The 14,986-nt window shown below is 37.0% G+C and carries 16 protein-coding genes; 9 read left to right on the top strand and 7 right to left on the bottom strand.

Annotated features, from left to right (window positions below):
* Positions 1–13: 13 nt before the first annotated feature.
* Genes BUA97_RS05735 through aroC form a run of 3 tightly spaced genes read right to left on the bottom strand, consistent with a single transcriptional unit; the run spans position 14 to position 2,404 of the window.
* The gene (locus tag BUA97_RS05735) at positions 14–751 is read right to left on the bottom strand and encodes a hypothetical protein (protein WP_139258243.1); all 738 of its coding nucleotides are present in this window, start codon (positions 749–751) and stop codon (positions 14–16) included.
* 25 nt (positions 752–776) lie between these two features.
* Positions 777–1,343 carry a thioredoxin family protein gene (locus tag BUA97_RS05730; protein ID WP_072996852.1) on the bottom strand — a complete coding sequence of 189 codons (567 nt, stop codon included), beginning with the start codon at positions 1,341–1,343 and terminating at the stop codon, positions 777–779.
* Positions 1,343–2,404 (bottom strand): chorismate synthase, encoded by a 1,062-nt coding sequence (aroC, locus tag BUA97_RS05725; protein WP_072996851.1) that lies wholly within the window; start codon positions 2,402–2,404, stop codon positions 1,343–1,345. The genes BUA97_RS05730 and aroC overlap by 1 nt, the downstream gene beginning before the upstream one ends.
* Before the next feature lie 146 nt (positions 2,405–2,550).
* Between aroC and BUA97_RS05720 the strand changes: the two genes are divergently transcribed.
* The 3 genes from BUA97_RS05720 to BUA97_RS05710 all read left to right on the top strand — a co-directional run bounded on the left by BUA97_RS05720 (position 2,551) and on the right by BUA97_RS05710 (position 4,708).
* Complete coding sequence (locus BUA97_RS05720; RefSeq protein WP_072996850.1) at positions 2,551–3,279, top strand: SDR family NAD(P)-dependent oxidoreductase; 729 nt, start codon at positions 2,551–2,553, stop codon at positions 3,277–3,279.
* Positions 3,280–3,387: 108 nt separating this feature from the next.
* Positions 3,388–4,164 (top strand): threonine/serine exporter family protein, encoded by a 777-nt coding sequence (locus BUA97_RS05715; protein WP_072996849.1) that lies wholly within the window; start codon positions 3,388–3,390, stop codon positions 4,162–4,164.
* Positions 4,148–4,708: a threonine/serine exporter family protein gene (locus tag BUA97_RS05710; protein WP_072996848.1), complete on the top strand. Its 561-nt coding sequence runs from the start codon at positions 4,148–4,150 to the stop codon at positions 4,706–4,708. The genes BUA97_RS05715 and BUA97_RS05710 overlap by 17 nt, the downstream gene beginning before the upstream one ends.
* A 157-nt stretch (positions 4,709–4,865) precedes the next feature.
* Here the strand turns inward: BUA97_RS05710 and BUA97_RS05705 are convergent, their stop codons facing one another.
* Positions 4,866–6,554 (bottom strand): putative transporter, encoded by a 1,689-nt coding sequence (locus BUA97_RS05705; RefSeq protein ID WP_072996847.1) that lies wholly within the window; start codon positions 6,552–6,554, stop codon positions 4,866–4,868.
* Between the two features lie 238 nt (positions 6,555–6,792).
* Complete coding sequence (gene aspS / locus BUA97_RS05700; RefSeq protein ID WP_072996846.1) at positions 6,793–8,547, bottom strand: aspartate--tRNA ligase; 1,755 nt, start codon at positions 8,545–8,547, stop codon at positions 6,793–6,795.
* Positions 8,548–8,855: 308 nt separating this feature from the next.
* Here aspS and BUA97_RS17435 point away from each other — a divergent pair, with 308 nt between their 5' ends.
* Entirely contained in the window at positions 8,856–9,074 is a 219-nt protein-coding gene (locus tag BUA97_RS17435) for a 30S ribosomal protein THX (protein WP_072996845.1), read from the top strand.
* A gap of 28 nt (positions 9,075–9,102) precedes the next feature.
* Here BUA97_RS17435 and BUA97_RS05690 read toward each other — a convergent pair whose 3' ends face one another.
* Together BUA97_RS05690 and BUA97_RS05685 are read right to left on the bottom strand one after the other, a co-directional pair.
* Positions 9,103–9,756 (bottom strand): DUF937 domain-containing protein, encoded by a 654-nt coding sequence (locus tag BUA97_RS05690; RefSeq protein WP_072996844.1) that lies wholly within the window; start codon positions 9,754–9,756, stop codon positions 9,103–9,105.
* A gap of 62 nt (positions 9,757–9,818) precedes the next feature.
* Complete coding sequence (locus BUA97_RS05685; protein ID WP_072997220.1) at positions 9,819–10,319, bottom strand: DUF2480 family protein; 501 nt, start codon at positions 10,317–10,319, stop codon at positions 9,819–9,821.
* Between the two features lie 278 nt (positions 10,320–10,597).
* Here BUA97_RS05685 and lpxB point away from each other — a divergent pair, with 278 nt between their 5' ends.
* From lpxB to BUA97_RS16980, 5 genes are all read left to right on the top strand, one after another.
* On the top strand, positions 10,598–11,701 hold the full coding sequence (gene lpxB, locus BUA97_RS05680; RefSeq protein ID WP_072996843.1) for a lipid-A-disaccharide synthase: 1,104 nt from the start codon (positions 10,598–10,600) through the stop codon (positions 11,699–11,701).
* Between the two features lie 2 nt (positions 11,702–11,703).
* Positions 11,704–12,162, top strand: a complete 459-nt coding sequence (locus tag BUA97_RS05675; protein ID WP_072996842.1) for a DUF1569 domain-containing protein — start codon at positions 11,704–11,706, stop codon at positions 12,160–12,162.
* 130 nt (positions 12,163–12,292) lie between these two features.
* Complete coding sequence (locus BUA97_RS05670; protein WP_317041417.1) at positions 12,293–12,565, top strand: GxxExxY protein; 273 nt, start codon at positions 12,293–12,295, stop codon at positions 12,563–12,565.
* A gap of 196 nt (positions 12,566–12,761) precedes the next feature.
* On the top strand, positions 12,762–14,558 hold the full coding sequence (locus tag BUA97_RS05665) for a ComEC/Rec2 family competence protein (RefSeq protein WP_072996841.1): 1,797 nt from the start codon (positions 12,762–12,764) through the stop codon (positions 14,556–14,558).
* A 37-nt stretch (positions 14,559–14,595) separates the two neighbouring features.
* Complete coding sequence (locus BUA97_RS16980) at positions 14,596–14,844, top strand: hypothetical protein (protein WP_139258241.1); 249 nt, start codon at positions 14,596–14,598, stop codon at positions 14,842–14,844.
* Positions 14,845–14,986 lie beyond the last annotated feature (142 nt).

Genomic DNA, 14,986 nt, shown 5'->3' with positions numbered 1-14,986 from the left:
ATAAATTTAAATTTTATTGAATGCCTTTGAATTCAAAATAGTTTCCTTTCTTCTGGTAAACCAGTCTCTTCGGGGTAACTTCTCCTTTTTCATTGACCAAAGGAAAATAAACAGAATCCGTTTTGTCATCAAATGTAATCAATTCCAAAGGACGCTCAGGACGATTGACAACGCTGAAGAAATCAAATGAAGATTCAATCCTGTTCAGTGTTTCTTTTTTAGTTCTGAAAATTTTATCCGTATCGATAAGTTTTCCATTTTCAATTCTTAAAGCCTGAACTGCTTGCGAAACATCTTTAGTAGAAAAGACGCCATTGGAAATGACCAGATAATATCTTTTGTTATTAATATTGACATCAAATATTTTCGAGACAAAGTAAGCATCATTGTCAGAATTATTTGACAGTGTAGCAACTTTTCCATCAGACTGAAACTGAATGATCTGTGCGAAATTTTTCATCGTCCCGCCCATTTGCGTATCCCACGTGTAGAATCTCAATTTTCCATCCTTGGAAGTTGCTACATAAAGGCCGGTTTCTTTTTTAATTTTCTGAAAATCATAAGTAAAGCTTTTCTGATTTTTAGAAAGGAAATCTTTGAACGTTTCGAAATAATCTAACGAAAGATTAGCTTTAATTTCTGAATCCTGCTCATTGGAGATTCTTTGATATTTTTCAATGAAAAAATCTTCTGTTTTGAGTAGATTTCCAACTTGTGACAACACAAAATGCGAAGTCAAAAATATAATCATTAAAAACAAACGGCTTTTCATTTTTTTAGATTAATTCCAGAAGTTCACCAATCGTATCAAAACCTCTGTTTTTTGCATAATAAGTCTGCAACTCTACATAGAATTGGTCTTTTGTGAATTCTTCCGGATTTTCTTTATGCTTCTTCAAGAGTTCAGTTCCATGTTTGGGTCTTGGTCCCCAATGAGCAATTTCATTGAATTCTTCATCCAGAAAAATCACTACAGGAATCGATTTTCCACCATTGGTCAGATAATCATCTATTAAAGAAGGTTCTTGGTCACGATAAGTGATTTTAACTTCAAACTGTTCGAAAAACTTCACCACAACAGGAATCACCTGGCTCGCATCGCCACACCAGGATTCGGAAATAATCAGTATTTTTCCGTTGAATTTCTTTTTTGCAAGAGTTTCAACCTGTTCAGAATTAGGAAGATATTTGTCCCACATCCTGTTCATTCTCAGGATTCCTAAGCGGTAATATTCCTCATATTCTGCTTCATGTGTATCTTTCGGATTTCCCAATCTTTCTCCGGCATCCCGAAGATATTCTGTATAGGAGACAGCATTGTCCCAAAATGATCTGATGTCCATTATATTTTTCTGGTTTTATTGATTAAATACATATCTGCCAATATAAAAGCGGCAAGGTTTTCCACGATTGGAACCGCTCTCGGCACCACGCAAGGGTCGTGTCTGCCTTTTCCTTCAACGGTTACACTTTCTCCCTCTTTGTTGATGCTTTCCTGCGGACGAAGAATCGTTGCCACCGGTTTGAAAGCTGTGCGGAAATAGATATCCATTCCATTCGAAATGCCGCCTTGGATTCCGCCGGAAAGATTGGATTGTGTTGTTCCATCCTGGTTGAAAAGGTCATTATGTTCCTTTCCTGTCATCTTTGCACCACAAAATCCACTTCCGTATTCAAAACCTTTGCAGGCGTTGATGTTCAGCATTGCTTTTCCCAATTCGGCGTGCAGTTTATTGAAAATCGGCTCGCCTAAACCAGTCGGAACATTTTTGATAACGCAAGTTACCGTTCCGCCAATCGTATTGCCTTCTTTTTTGATTTCCTTGATTCTTTCAATCATCTTTTCGGCAGTTTCTTCGTCAGGACAACGAACGATATTGTTTTCGGTTTTTGAAAAATCCAATGCCTGATATGGTTTATCACAGAAGATTTCTCCGACCGAAGAAACATAAGCATTGATTTCAATTTCCGGCAGAAGCTGTTTTGCTATGGCTCCGGCAACAACCCAATTCAAGGTTTCGCGGGCAGATGACTTTCCACCACCGCGATAATCTCGGATACCATATTTTTGATCATAGGTATAATCGGCGTGACTTGGCCGATAAGCCTGTGCAATATGATCGTAGTCTTTGGAACGTTGATTTTCATTTTCAACAATGAAACCTATTGGTGTTCCGGTTGTTTTCCCTTCAAAAATTCCAGAAAGAAAACGGACTTTATCGCCTTCTTTTCTTTGAGTCACGATGGCAGATTGTCCCGGTTTTCTACGGTCAAGTTCGTGTTGAACTTTGTCAATATCGATTTCAAGACCAGCAGGAAAATTAGTAATAATTCCGCCATAAGCTTCTCCGTGACTTTCACCAAAAGAAGAAAGCGTCAAAAAGTTTCCTAAAACATTAAACATAGATAGAATTTAGATAGTAGACGGATAAATAATAGATTTCTTAATCTTCGTCTAACGTTACAAATTTACTGATTAAAAACTTATTTTTAATTAATTTGTCAGTCTATTATCTATCCGTCTATTCTCTGAAAATCTATCTTTGTATTATGAATTCAAATAAAACCGTTCTGATTCTCGGTGCCAATTCGGATGTTGCGAAACAAGCGATTAAACTGTACACGAACCAAGGTTATTCTGTGGTTGCAGCTTCCAGAAATCTGAAATCTCTGGAAAGTTTTGCTGATGAAAATTATCTGGAAAAATCTAAAATAGAGATTAAATATTTCGATGCGAACGAGTTTTGTTCCCATCAGAATTTTTATGATGAATTATCTGTAAAACCAAATATAGTTGTTTATGCAGCAGGATTTTTAGTGGGAAATCAGGAAGCGTTGAAGAGTTTTGATAGAGCTTTCGAAATGATGAAAACCAATTATGCCGGCGCAGTTTCTATCCTGAATATTATTACAATGGATCAATCGAACAAAAATCTGGAAAGAATTATTGGCTTATCTTCACTTTCCGGCGTTCGTGGCCGGAAAAGTAATTTCGTTTATGGAAGTACGAAATCTGCTTTCACGCAATATCTGGCTGGTCTGAGACAAGAATTGAATTCAAGAAAAATCATTGTCAATGTTTTGGTGAGTGGTTACATCAATACGAAAATCAATGAAGGTTTGGACCTGAATCAATCTTTACTAATGGAACCGGATTATGTGGCGAAACACATCGTGAATGCTGGAAAGTCCTTCACAATTGTCCCAAATTGGAAATGGAAAATAATCTACTGGATATTGAAAATGTCTCCGGAGTTTTTTGTGGCGAGATTGCCTTGATTTTTCTGAATAATACAATATAATAACCGAATTCCTATGCGTCAGTTTTTTCAGGAAAATGATTTATTGCATAATAAGTATTTGAGTTTTAGCCCTAAATTTACACCTATGAATCCAGACAGTCTGAGACTTGAGAAATTGACGGAATTACTTGTAGAAATAGGGATTGTAATGATTTCTAATGGTGCCAATTCTACACGTACCTCACGTAATCTTAATCGCATTGCAAAACCTTTTGATTTGGGACTGGAAAGTTTTTTTTCCTATTCAGCAATTATTATTACAGTTGAGCATCTGAAAACAAAGGAAAAAAGAACGATCGTAAAAAAAATACCACACCACGGTGTTAATTTTTCTATTATTTCTGAGATTAGTATTCTCAGCTGGGATGTCCAGCAGCAAAAGATGACTGTAGAACAGCTGGAAACAGAATTCGAAAAAATCCGTAAAGAAAAAAGCTATCCGGATTGGCTTAAAATTATTGGAATAGGTATTACCACAGCAGCACTTTGCGAGGTTTTTGGAGGAACTGTTACTGAGTTTTTTGTTGCTTTTCTAGCCGGTTTTTTTGGAATAATATCCAGAAAATTCTTTTTGGATCGCAAGTTCAATATTTTTGTAAGTTTTTTTATTGCATCCTTTGTTTCTACTTCAGTTGTCAATATTTTCAGATATTTTGGGATACACGATTTCCATGCAGCCTTATCATCTTGTGTATTATGGACAATACCGGGAGTTCCATTGATCAATGGATTTCTGGATACATTGGAAGGGCACATCGTTTCCGGAAGTGCCAAGCTGATTCTTGGCGGCATTCTGATATTCGTTATTGCTTTAGGATTTTATTTATCATTATTTATATTCGGTTATGGATACAACATTTGAAATTATTGTGAAAATTTTTTGGGCTGTAATTGTTGTTTTAGGTTTTGCAATTTTTTTTAACACACCGAAAAGAACATTTTGGGTAGTAGCATTACTAGGTGCATTAGGCTTCGGAGTTAAAACGATATTGATTAGTACGGTAATGGAAGGCCAATTCGTTCTTGCTTCTCTTGCAGGTGCAACGGTAGTAGGGATTCTGGGCGTTTATTTTGCGCACCGGGTTCACACTCCTCCCATTGTTTTTACCATTCCGGCAGTTATTAATATGATTCCGGGGAAACATGGTTATGAATTTGTAATCGGAATTCTAAAGCTTGTAACTGCGGGTGACAAAGATGTAGATTTTAGATTTTTTCTTCATGTAATGAATTCGGGGCTAAGCGCAAGTTTTATTTTGCTGGCATTAACATCCGGAATTATTTTCCCAATATTATTCCTGAATACAAAATCCGTGAAAAATAAAGACCCCAATAAAATAATGAAAAATGAGTTGATCCGAAGACCAAAAATATCCCACTATAAAAGATCTAAAAAACGGATATAAAACTTTCTTATTCTCGGATTATTGTTTTCCTTAATTCTATTTTGAGATTAATTCGTATTTAAATTCACGGAATTCGAAAGAATCCCTTCATAACCTCAATTAAACGGAAACACATGCATTCGGAAAGTAACTTCTATGATAGCAGGAATTTCTGCTTCTATCCGAAAATCAAAATCAGTAAACTGGCTGTAAATATCCTGAAAATCGTAACTAAAGGATAAACCTGTGCATAACTTTGTATAGGGACATCGTTGTCAAGATAATTTGTGCTGAACGATAATGCGGCAGGATCTGTGTAACTTCCGCTCATCATTCCTACAAGTTGTAGGAAATTAATTTTCATGAAAAATCTTCCTACAATCACCATAACAATTAATGGAATAAACGTGATGGCAGAACCATACAGCATCCAAAGCCAACCATTGTACTCTATAAAATTTTCGTAGAAATGTTCTCCGGCATGGATCCCGACGGCTGCGAAAAACAGGCATATTCCGAAATCTTTCATAAAATATGTTGCGCCGTTGTTGATGTAGGAATGGATGAAAGATATCCCACCGTATCTGGAGATCAGCAAAGCTACAATTAACGGTCCCGCAGCAAATCCTAATTTTATTGGAATTGGCAATCCCGGGAAAGCGAGAGGGAATGATCCCACAATGATTCCTAATAATAATCCTGCGAACAGCGAAAGGAAATCCGGCTCTATTAGTTTTTTCTCTTGGTTTCCAATGATTTTTTCGGCTTCAGAAATAGCTTCTCTCGAACCGATGATGCGGATCTTGTCGCCATAAAATAACTCAAGGGAAGGTCTCGGAATGATTTCCTTTCCTGCCCGGAAAACACGGGTAACTTTCAGGTCGTAAGTGTTATAAAGATCGAGCTCCGATAATTTTTTATGAACAGCCGAAGTCTGAGTTACAAAAAGGTTTTTCACTTGCAATTCAGAATCAGATTCTATAAATAAATCAGTAGAGGGACGCCCCAATTTCTGAATAAACTGATCTGCATTCGCCTCCGTGCCTACAATCATTAATACATCCCGATCCTGAATGATGGTATCCAGAGTAGGTGAGAAGACAGATTCTGAACCGCTGTGTTTCAGCCTTGATATAATGATGTCAATTCCAATTTCTTTCTGGATTTTATTAATGGTTTTACCAATATATTCAGAGTTATTGACTCTCATTTTTTTGTGAATCAAAGGTTCCTCCCGGTTGATTTTAGATTTTCTGAACATTCTCATTTCTTCATCTGGTCGCACTTTCAGAAAGGTCTTCGAAAGAATAATAGTAAAAATAATCCCGAAAACGCCTAAAGGATAAGTAATGGCATAGCCAATGGTAGGATCTGCAAATGTTTTATCCGGAAATTTCACGCTCAGCTCCGCTAAAGTGTTTTTAGCAGCTCCCAAACCGGGAGTGTTGGTCACGGATCCGCTCATAATCCCTACCATATTCTCTATGCTGAGCCCGGTTGTTTTATGAAGAATCACGGCAATCACACCACCAAATAATACCGTGGAAACAGCAAGCAGGTTGAATTTCAGTCCTTCATTCTTGAAAGATGAAAAGAACGATGGTCCCACCTGAAGACCGATGCCGTAAACAAACAAAATCAACCCAAAATCTCTGATGAAATCCAGTATTTCGTAATTGATTCTGTATCCAAGATGTCCCAGAAGAAGCCCGGTAAACATTACCGCGGAAACTCCAAAAGATATTTTTCCCATCTTTAATCTGCCAAAAAAAACGCCGGATCCTATTGCTAGCATTATGGTAATCATGGATTGTGCAACGGTTGGTGTTTCTGCGGGAAGGAGCAAAGTGTGTAGCCAGTCAAACATTGGTTTAGTATTAATTTTATACTACAAAGTTATTGGATATCTCTTAGTGTTTTGTTTTTGGGAGCTGAGTTTTATCAATTTTATATATTTTTTGATTGGAGAAGAGATTTTCCTACTTTGATTCAATTCCTGACAAAAAGCACTAAATTAAAATTTTAATATTACATCATGACTTTCTCCTTCAATTAACTATAAAAATAGTCAGAAAAAAAGCGGAGAAAAAATCCCCGCTCCTAATTTATTCTTTTAAATCTAATTTCAATTCCAGTTCCGTGAGTTGTTCCTGATGGATCGGCGCTGGTGCGTCAATCATCACATCACGTCCGGAATTATTTTTCGGGAAAGCGATATAATCTCTGATCACTTCGTTTCCGTCCAAGATTGCAACCAAACGGTCGAATCCAAAAGCCAGACCACCGTGAGGCGGTGCACCATATTTGAAAGCATTCATCAGGAATCCGAATTGAGCTTCTGCTTCTTCTTTCGAAAATCCTAGCAAGTCAAACATTCTTGACTGCAAATCTTTATCAAATATTCTGATAGAGCCTCCGCCAATCTCGTTTCCATTCAAGACCAAATCGTATGCGTTAGCTCTTGCTTTTCCGGGGTCGGTTTCCAATAAACTAAAGTCTTCGGTTTTCGGAGACGTGAAAGGGTGGTGCATAGCGTGGTAGCGTCCGCTTTCCTCGTCAAATTCCAGCAATGGGAAATCTACAACCCAAAGTGGTGCAAATTCGTTTCCTTTTCTTAGACCAAGACGATTTCCAAGTTCCATCCTCAATGCTGAAAGCTGTGTTCTCACTTTGTCGGCGTTTCCGCTCATAATAAATATTAGATCTCCAGCTTTTGCTCCGAATCTTTCTGTAATTTTCTTTAAATCTTCTTCGTTATAAAATTTATTGACAGATGAAGTGACGACACCATCGTTCTGGAATTTAACCCAAACCATTCCACTTGCTCCAATCTGAGGGCGTTTTACCCAATCAATCAGCTCGTCGATTTGTTTTCTGGTGTAATCTGCAATGCCTTCAACATTAATCCCAACAACCAATTCAGAATCATCAAATATTTTAAAATCTTTTCCTTTTGTTAAATCGTTCAGCTCCACGAATTCCATTCCGAAACGGATGTCCGGTTTATCATTTCCGTATTTCTGCATTGCATCAGCAAAAGTCATTCTTGGGAAATCTTGGAAATCCTGCCCCGTAATATCTTTTAATAACGTTTTGGTCATTCCTTCGAAAACATTCATAATATCTTCCTGCTCTACGAATGCCATTTCGCAATCGATCTGGGTAAATTCCGGCTGTCTGTCCGCTCTCAGATCTTCATCACGGAAACATTTTACGATCTGGAAGTATCGATCCATTCCGCCAACCATCAGTAATTGTTTGAAGGTTTGTGGCGATTGGGGAAGCGCATAAAATTGTCCCGGATTCATTCTGCTTGGAACCACGAAATCTCGTGCGCCTTCCGGAGTAGATTTAATCAAAACAGGCGTTTCAACCTCAATGAAACCCGAATCTGAAAGATAGTTTCTCACTTTTTGCGCCATTTTGTGACGGAAAATGAGTTTGTCTTTTACCGGATTTCTTCTGATATCCAGATATCTGTATTTCATTCTCAACTCCTCACCGCCATCGGTTTCGTCTTCGATGGTAAAGGGAGGTAATTGAGATTCGTTTAAAACAGTTAGGTTTCCAACTAAGATTTCTATCTCGCCGGTTGGGATTTTCGGGTTTTTGGAAGCACGTTCGATAACGGTTCCTTCTACCTGAATCACAAATTCGCGACCTAATTTCTTAGCCATTTCCAACAAGTCTTTTGAGCTTCTTTCTTCATCCAAAACCAATTGTGTAATGCCGTAACGGTCCCGTAAGTCTATCCAAATCATAAAGCCTTTGTCACGAATGGTTTGTACCCAGCCGGAAAGTGTTACTTTTTCATTCAGATTTTTGAGCGTCAGTTCGCCGTTTGTGTGTGTACGAAACATTATTTTAGATGTTAGATGTTAGACTTTAGGTATTAGACTTTTATCAGTCCAATTTCCGAGTGCAAAGATAGGGTTTTGACTGGAATTAATTTGATTGATATTGAAAGGTTTTTTGATGTCCAATGTTGAATCCCGGCGAAGCGCGTAAGGGATAGTAGTGGATATCCTTTTTCTGTTCAACGGACAGAAAAAGATAGGAACGGATAGCCCGACCTGGGCGGCTGCAAAGCAATGGCGAGGGATACGCCACAGGTATTGTTTAATTAAAAAATAATTAATAAATTCGTAATAATCAAATACTTATTATTATGGGAAAAGGTGATCAAAAATCCACCAGAGGAAAAAGGGTACGCGGAAGCTATGGCAAAACAAGACCCAGAAAGTCTTCTCAACCGATAGCTGTGGCAGAAAAGCCAACCAAAGTAAAAGCAGAACTAAAGCCAAAAGCCACAAAACCAAAAGCAGAAAAAACAGAGGAAACTGAAGAAAAACTGAAACCAAAAAGAACCAAAAAAGCCGAAGAATAATCTTCGGCTTACTTATTATAAAAAGGAGCTATTTTCCAAAAATGCTTCCCAGTAATCCGCCAAGTCCGCCTTGTTGAGATTGCTTTTGATCATTTTCTCCGCCAAGGACACTTCCCAGGATATTGCCTAAACCACCTCCGGAAGATTGTGTTGCTCCACTGATCACACTGCCTAGAATATCACTAAGAGGATTGTCAGAGGCCTGGGCTTCCTGTGCGGAACCACCCAAAATGCCGCCTAGAAGACCTCCGAGTCCGCCTCCGGAATTCACATTGTTAGCCTGCTTCTGCTGTCCGATATAGCCCATAATGACAGGAGCAAGAGTTGCCAGGACCGGTCCGATCTTGTCCATGGAGATTCCTGTGTTCTGAGATAGCTGGTTTTCTACGTTCGCTTTGTTTCCGCCAAAAATATGATCCAGGATTGAGTTGCCCTCGGATTCTCTTTCCAGGGCTTGTGAAGGATTGGTTAGAATGCTTCCGTCGTGGTGCTTGTCAAGCGTGGCATTCAGCTTGTCTGCTTCCTCGGCATTTTCAGTTTTTTTCTTCAGGTAGCTGATTACCAAGGGAGCAGCTACTATCAGAAGAGCAATGATTTGTTTTTTGCTGATCCCAAATTTGTTTTCAGCTTGTTCGGCAACCTGGTTGCCTGCGGTTCCTGTAATCAGGTCTAGTAAACTCATAATTTATGTTTTTAGTTTGTAGATCAAAGATAAAAACATTTAGCAATTTCCAATGAAAAAAATCAGTTTTTAAAAATCGGGACATTGCTGCAGGCTTCGCCAAACATCAGAGACTTCACAATTGGCTTTAGTTGTTCAACCAATTCCACATAGGCATTGTTCGGAATCAGTTCATCACTGCAACCTTTCACCAAAACACGCTTGTCCCGCAACTCGGAAAAATCATAAGTCTGAATCGAATTATGCATCAGCAAAACCTCCAGATCTTCACGATTTCCGAAAACTATCTTTTTAGTTTCATCTGTGATTTTGGACGTAATCAGAAAGTAAGCCCAAAGCGGAATAATCACATCCTCAGAGCAATAGATGTAAACGTAAGCATCTTTATAAAGCTCAGGATCCAGGTTTTTAATCTTTTCACGGAAGTCTTTTTCCCTCAAAATTTGTCCTTCCCAGAGAAAATCCTTGATGTCGATTCCCAACCTTTTTCCCTTGGGAACAAGGTCAGAAATATCAAAATTCACCAATCCACTTTCAGCAACTTTATTTTTAATTTCTTCCATTTCAGTATCATTTTTTTGGAGCTTAATCCCGCTATCCACTATATCTTTTTTGTTTTCGATGTTTTTCTTATCAATAAGAATTACATCAGGAAAACAAAAAAGGATGCTGTTTCTATCGGGGCTATGGTATTCGTTTGCAAAACAAATTTATCAGGAATAGAACTTTCCCGATCCCAATCGCTTAAAAAGATTTAATTTTGTCAAAGTTAAGAATTTCACAGAAAAAACTTAATTTTAAAAATCTATCAATTCAACTCTTATAATCTAAAATCCGCACCTTGAAATATTATATTGTAGCAGGCGAAGCGTCCGGCGATCTGCACGCTTCCAACCTTATGAAAGCCTTGAAACAAAAAGATGAAAATGCCGAATTTCGTTTTTGGGGCGGAGATCTCATGGAGAAACAAAGCGGGACTTTGGTGAAACATTACCGCGATCTGGCTTTTATGGGTTTCCTGGAAGTGGTTCAGAATCTTGGAACCATTCTCAATAATATCAAATTCTGTAAAAAAGACATCCAGGAAAATAAACCCGATGTTCTGATTTTGGTAGATTATCCGGGATTCAATTTGAGGATTGCAAAGTTTGCGAAAGAATTGGGAATCAAGGTGGTTTATTACATTTCACCACAGCTTTGGGCATGGAAAGAAGGTCGTGTGGAAACGATAAAAAAATATGTAGATGAGATGTTGGTGATTCTTCCTTTTGAGAAAGATTTTTACAGAAAACATCAGGTTGATGCACATTTTGTTGGACATCCGTTATTAGATGCTATCGAAGGTTTACCGCTGATCGATATTCAGGAATTCAAAAAGGAAAACAATCTGAACAATAAAGAAATCATTGCGCTCCTGCCAGGTTCCAGAAAACAGGAAATTTCCAAAATGCTGGAGCTGATGTTATCTGTCAGAAAGGATTTCAAAGATTATCAATTCGTGATTGCCGGCGCGCCGAGTTTGGATAAGAATTTCTACGAACAATTTGTAGACGCCGATGTTCATTTTGTTTCCAACAGAACGTATGATTTGCTGAGATGTTCCAAAGCGGCTTTGGTCACTTCCGGAACAGCGACTCTGGAAACGGCTTTGCTCAATATTCCGGAAGTGGTTTGCTACAAAGGAAGCCGGATCTCCTACGAAATCGGGAAACGATTAATCAGGAATATCAAATATATTTCTCTGGTCAACCTGATAATGGATAAAGAAGTTGTAACAGAATTGATTCAAAACGAACTGAATACTAAAAACCTCATTCAGGAACTCAACAAAATTCTAAACACAGAAAAAAGAACTCAGGTTCTTACTGATTATGAAGTTCTGAGAACAAAATTAGGCGGAAGCGGTGCGAGTCAGAACGCAGCTGAAATAATTGTCAACTTATAGTAATGGAAAATATTAAAAGTCAATTGCAAAAAATCGAGTCGCTCTTACCACAGATAGATAAAGAAAATTCACAGGTTTCCAAAGCTTCTGTTGGTTGGCATCTCGAACATTCTTTATTAATACTGAACGGAAGTCTGAAAGGATTGACAATGACCAATCCGGACAATTACAATCCGAAATTCAGCATAAAGAAATTTATATTTCTCAATTTCGGACTGATTCCGAGAGGGAAAATTAAGTCTCCAAAGCAGTTTATTCCATTAGAAATTCCGACCAAAGAAAGCCTTGAAAAACTTCTGAATTTGGCGAAAGAAAGATTAGAAGCTGTGAAAAATTTGCCTTTAAAATCCTACATCACGCATCCGTTTCTAGGTGATCTTGATAAAAACACAACACTCAGATTTCTAGGTCTTCACACCAATCATCATTTGAAAATTATTGATGATATTCTCAAAGATTAACAATGTCTTTAATTCTCGCAGATTTTGCTGATATGGCAGATGTTTGTGTTTATTTTAATTAATGTATTGCAGTTTAATGAAAAAAAATTAAATTTATAATTCAATAAAAAAATGCAAATGAGTATCAAAAATGACCGAAAACGAAATATCTTACATTATAAGAAAGGCAATCTTCAATGTATATAATGGATTAGGACCAGGTTTACCGGAATCTATTTATCACAAAATTTTAATTTACGAACTAGAGGACTTGGGATTAGATGTCAGGTCGGAAGTTTCTATACCTCTAATTTATAATGAAATCACTTTTAATTGTGAATTTAGGATTGATATTTTGGTTGAAAATAAAGTGATTGTTGAAGTCAAATCTGTTAAAGATTTAGAGAATATTCATTTCAAGTAATTATCAACTTATCTCAAATTGGCAGATAAAAGATTAGGTATTCTGGTTAATCTTAATTCGGATAATATTTTACAGTCCATAAAAAGAATAGTTAATCAAATAAAAGACTGATTTTTAATTTCCCGCAGTTTTGCAGATAAAGACGATTAATTATTATCTGCTCAATTTACAAAATCTGCGAGAGTAAAGTTATATCATGAAAAAACAGCCGTTGCTTATATTGCTTGTTTGCTTTATTCTAGGAATTATTTTCCAGGAATATCTGAGTTTGATGCCATCTTTTGTCTTTCTGTTTCTTGCTTTTTCCGGGATTTCTCTCATTTCAGTTTTAATTAGAAGAAACTTTTTTCAGATCACCAAAGATTATTTGTTGGGGTTTTTCTTCTTTTCAATTGGAATATTCGTTCATTTTCAAAATTCTCAACCACCAGAACTTCCAATTCTCAAGAAAAAAGAAACACTCATTTTTCAATTGGATAAGAAACTCAATTCTAATGAAAAGAATAGAAAGTATTATGTTGAAGTTCATGATGTTTCGGATTTAAAACAAAAAAAAGCTGTTCCTTTCAGAACAGTCATTAGCATTCCGAAAGATATTGACGCATTGGATTTTAAACATTATTACAAAGCGGAGGTTTACATTCATAAACCTGAAGCAATTAAAAATGATTTTCAGTTTGATTACAAAAAATATCTTTCCAGGCAGGACGTTTATTTCCAGGCCTATCTTCCGAATGATATTATCAAAACGGAGAAAAGATCCATTACTTTTGAAGATCAGGTCAAACAAAAACGATTGGATGTTCTGAATAAAATCAATCATTCTTCATTTTCTCCAAAGATTCAGGAATTTTTGAAAGGTATTATTCTCGCAGACCGAACCGACATGGATGCGGAAACCGTCAAAGATTTTAACCAGACCGGATTAACACATCTTCTGGCAATCTCCGGGTCGCATATGGTTATTATTTTTTGGATTACGCTCCTGATTTGCAACCAGGTTATTCCGGTAAGGTTTAGAAGATTGTCCATCATTCTGAGTATTCTTTTGATTTGGATTTTCGCTGTTTTTATTGATTACGGAAACTCTGTGATGCGAAGCTGTCTCATGATTACGTGTTATTATATGATGGTTTTGCTGCAACGGAAATCAGATTTATTACATTCTTTTGCGTTGTCTGCTTTTATTCTGTTGATCATCGATTCTAATCAGTTCTTCGATGTTGGTTTTCAGTTGAGCTATGTTGCGGTTTTGGGGATTTGGTGGCTCACAGTTCCGATCAAGAAACTGTTCAGAAAACCAAAATTGAAAGCAGAAAAGTTCTTCTATGACATCACGGCAATGACTTTTGCTGCGCAGATTGCCACTTTACCTCTGGTGATTTATTATTTTCATCAATTCTCATTGATGTCGGTTCTTGCTAATCTTTTTATTATTCCGTTGTCCGAAGTTATTATTGTTTCTTCTTTGTTGATTGTGATTTTGATTGCTCTTGGATTCAATAATATTCCGTTTATCTATAAAGCTTTTGATGTTGTTGTTGAATGTGTTTTAAAACTGGTTCACTGGTTTTCCGGGTTCGAAACAATGATGGCAAGAAATATCCCCCTCAGTATTTTAGAATCAAGCATCCTTCTCTTAATGGTTTATTGCCTTAAATCTTTAATCAGAGATAGGTTCAATCCGAAGAACATTCTGAGATTCGGGGTGTGTCTTCTGGCGTTTTTTGCTGTGAGGATTTCTTTGGATTATCATCAGTATAACAGCAATGAAATGCTGATTCACAACTTTTACAAAGAGAAAATCGTGAGCGTGAAGAATAAAGATCAGGTTGTTTTCTGGATGAAAGAGAATAAAAATGAAGACAAAATGATAGCCTTTGTCCTGGATCCGTATCTGATCTCAAGACGAATCAGGGATTTTAAAATTCATTATATTCCTGAGAGTTCGGAAGCTTTTGTTTATCAGGAGAATAAATTTGAGTTAAAATAGTTTAGTTGGTATAACTTAACCATTAAAACCTAAATAAATGAAAAACCTTATTCTATTTTCATTGTCACTTTTTCTGTTCATTGTTGCATTGACAATTGTTTCTCATCCTGGCGATTCTTCCAGGCTTTTACTACTGGTTTTGTTAACTGACTTGATTTGCGGATTAAGCATCTCTTTTATGGTGTTTGCATTCTCTGGGATCAATAGAAGAGGTGCTTTTATTGAAAGTTTAAAATACGCTTTCGGAATCAGTTCGCCTCTATCCATAAGCCTGCCGGGATGCTGATTTTTTGTCTTTATCAATATCAAAAAAGGTCAGGACGTTTGGTTAAAAACATCAAGACCTTTTTATCAAAACATCAAGACGTTTTAAGGAAAACATCAAGACGTTTTTGATTGCCTCTGCAAACGTCCTGTCCATGCGACTT

Origin of the sequence: Epilithonimonas mollis, assembly GCF_900142325.1 — a bacterium.
GTDB lineage: Bacteria > Bacteroidota > Bacteroidia > Flavobacteriales > Weeksellaceae > Epilithonimonas > Epilithonimonas mollis.
Note: the sequence above shows the minus strand (reverse complement) of the source record. Positions and strands in the feature narration are given on the sequence as shown.

Coding starts and splice junctions, on each gene's coding strand:
- BUA97_RS05705 (WP_072996847.1), bottom strand. CDS start 6,554: ATGTTTGACTGGCTACACACTTTGCTCCTTCCCGCAGAAACACCAACC.
- aspS (WP_072996846.1), bottom strand. CDS start 8,547: ATGTTTCGTACACACACAAACGGCGAACTGACGCTCAAAAATCTGAAT.
- BUA97_RS05675 (WP_072996842.1), top strand. CDS start 11,704: ATGGAAAATATTAAAAGTCAATTGCAAAAAATCGAGTCGCTCTTACCA.
- BUA97_RS05665 (WP_072996841.1), top strand. CDS start 12,762: ATGAAAAAACAGCCGTTGCTTATATTGCTTGTTTGCTTTATTCTAGGA.
- BUA97_RS05735 (WP_139258243.1), bottom strand. CDS start 751: ATGATTATATTTTTGACTTCGCATTTTGTGTTGTCACAAGTTGGAAAT.
- BUA97_RS05720 (WP_072996850.1), top strand. CDS start 2,551: ATGAATTCAAATAAAACCGTTCTGATTCTCGGTGCCAATTCGGATGTT.
- BUA97_RS05730 (WP_072996852.1), bottom strand. CDS start 1,343: ATGGACATCAGATCATTTTGGGACAATGCTGTCTCCTATACAGAATAT.
- BUA97_RS05710 (WP_072996848.1), top strand. CDS start 4,148: ATGGATACAACATTTGAAATTATTGTGAAAATTTTTTGGGCTGTAATT.
- BUA97_RS05715 (WP_072996849.1), top strand. CDS start 3,388: ATGAATCCAGACAGTCTGAGACTTGAGAAATTGACGGAATTACTTGTA.
- BUA97_RS05670 (WP_317041417.1), top strand. CDS start 12,293: ATGACCGAAAACGAAATATCTTACATTATAAGAAAGGCAATCTTCAAT.
- BUA97_RS16980 (WP_139258241.1), top strand. CDS start 14,596: ATGAAAAACCTTATTCTATTTTCATTGTCACTTTTTCTGTTCATTGTT.
- BUA97_RS05685 (WP_072997220.1), bottom strand. CDS start 10,319: ATGGAAGAAATTAAAAATAAAGTTGCTGAAAGTGGATTGGTGAATTTT.
- BUA97_RS05690 (WP_072996844.1), bottom strand. CDS start 9,756: ATGAGTTTACTAGACCTGATTACAGGAACCGCAGGCAACCAGGTTGCC.
- aroC (WP_072996851.1), bottom strand. CDS start 2,404: ATGTTTAATGTTTTAGGAAACTTTTTGACGCTTTCTTCTTTTGGTGAA.
- BUA97_RS17435 (WP_072996845.1), top strand. CDS start 8,856: ATGGGAAAAGGTGATCAAAAATCCACCAGAGGAAAAAGGGTACGCGGA.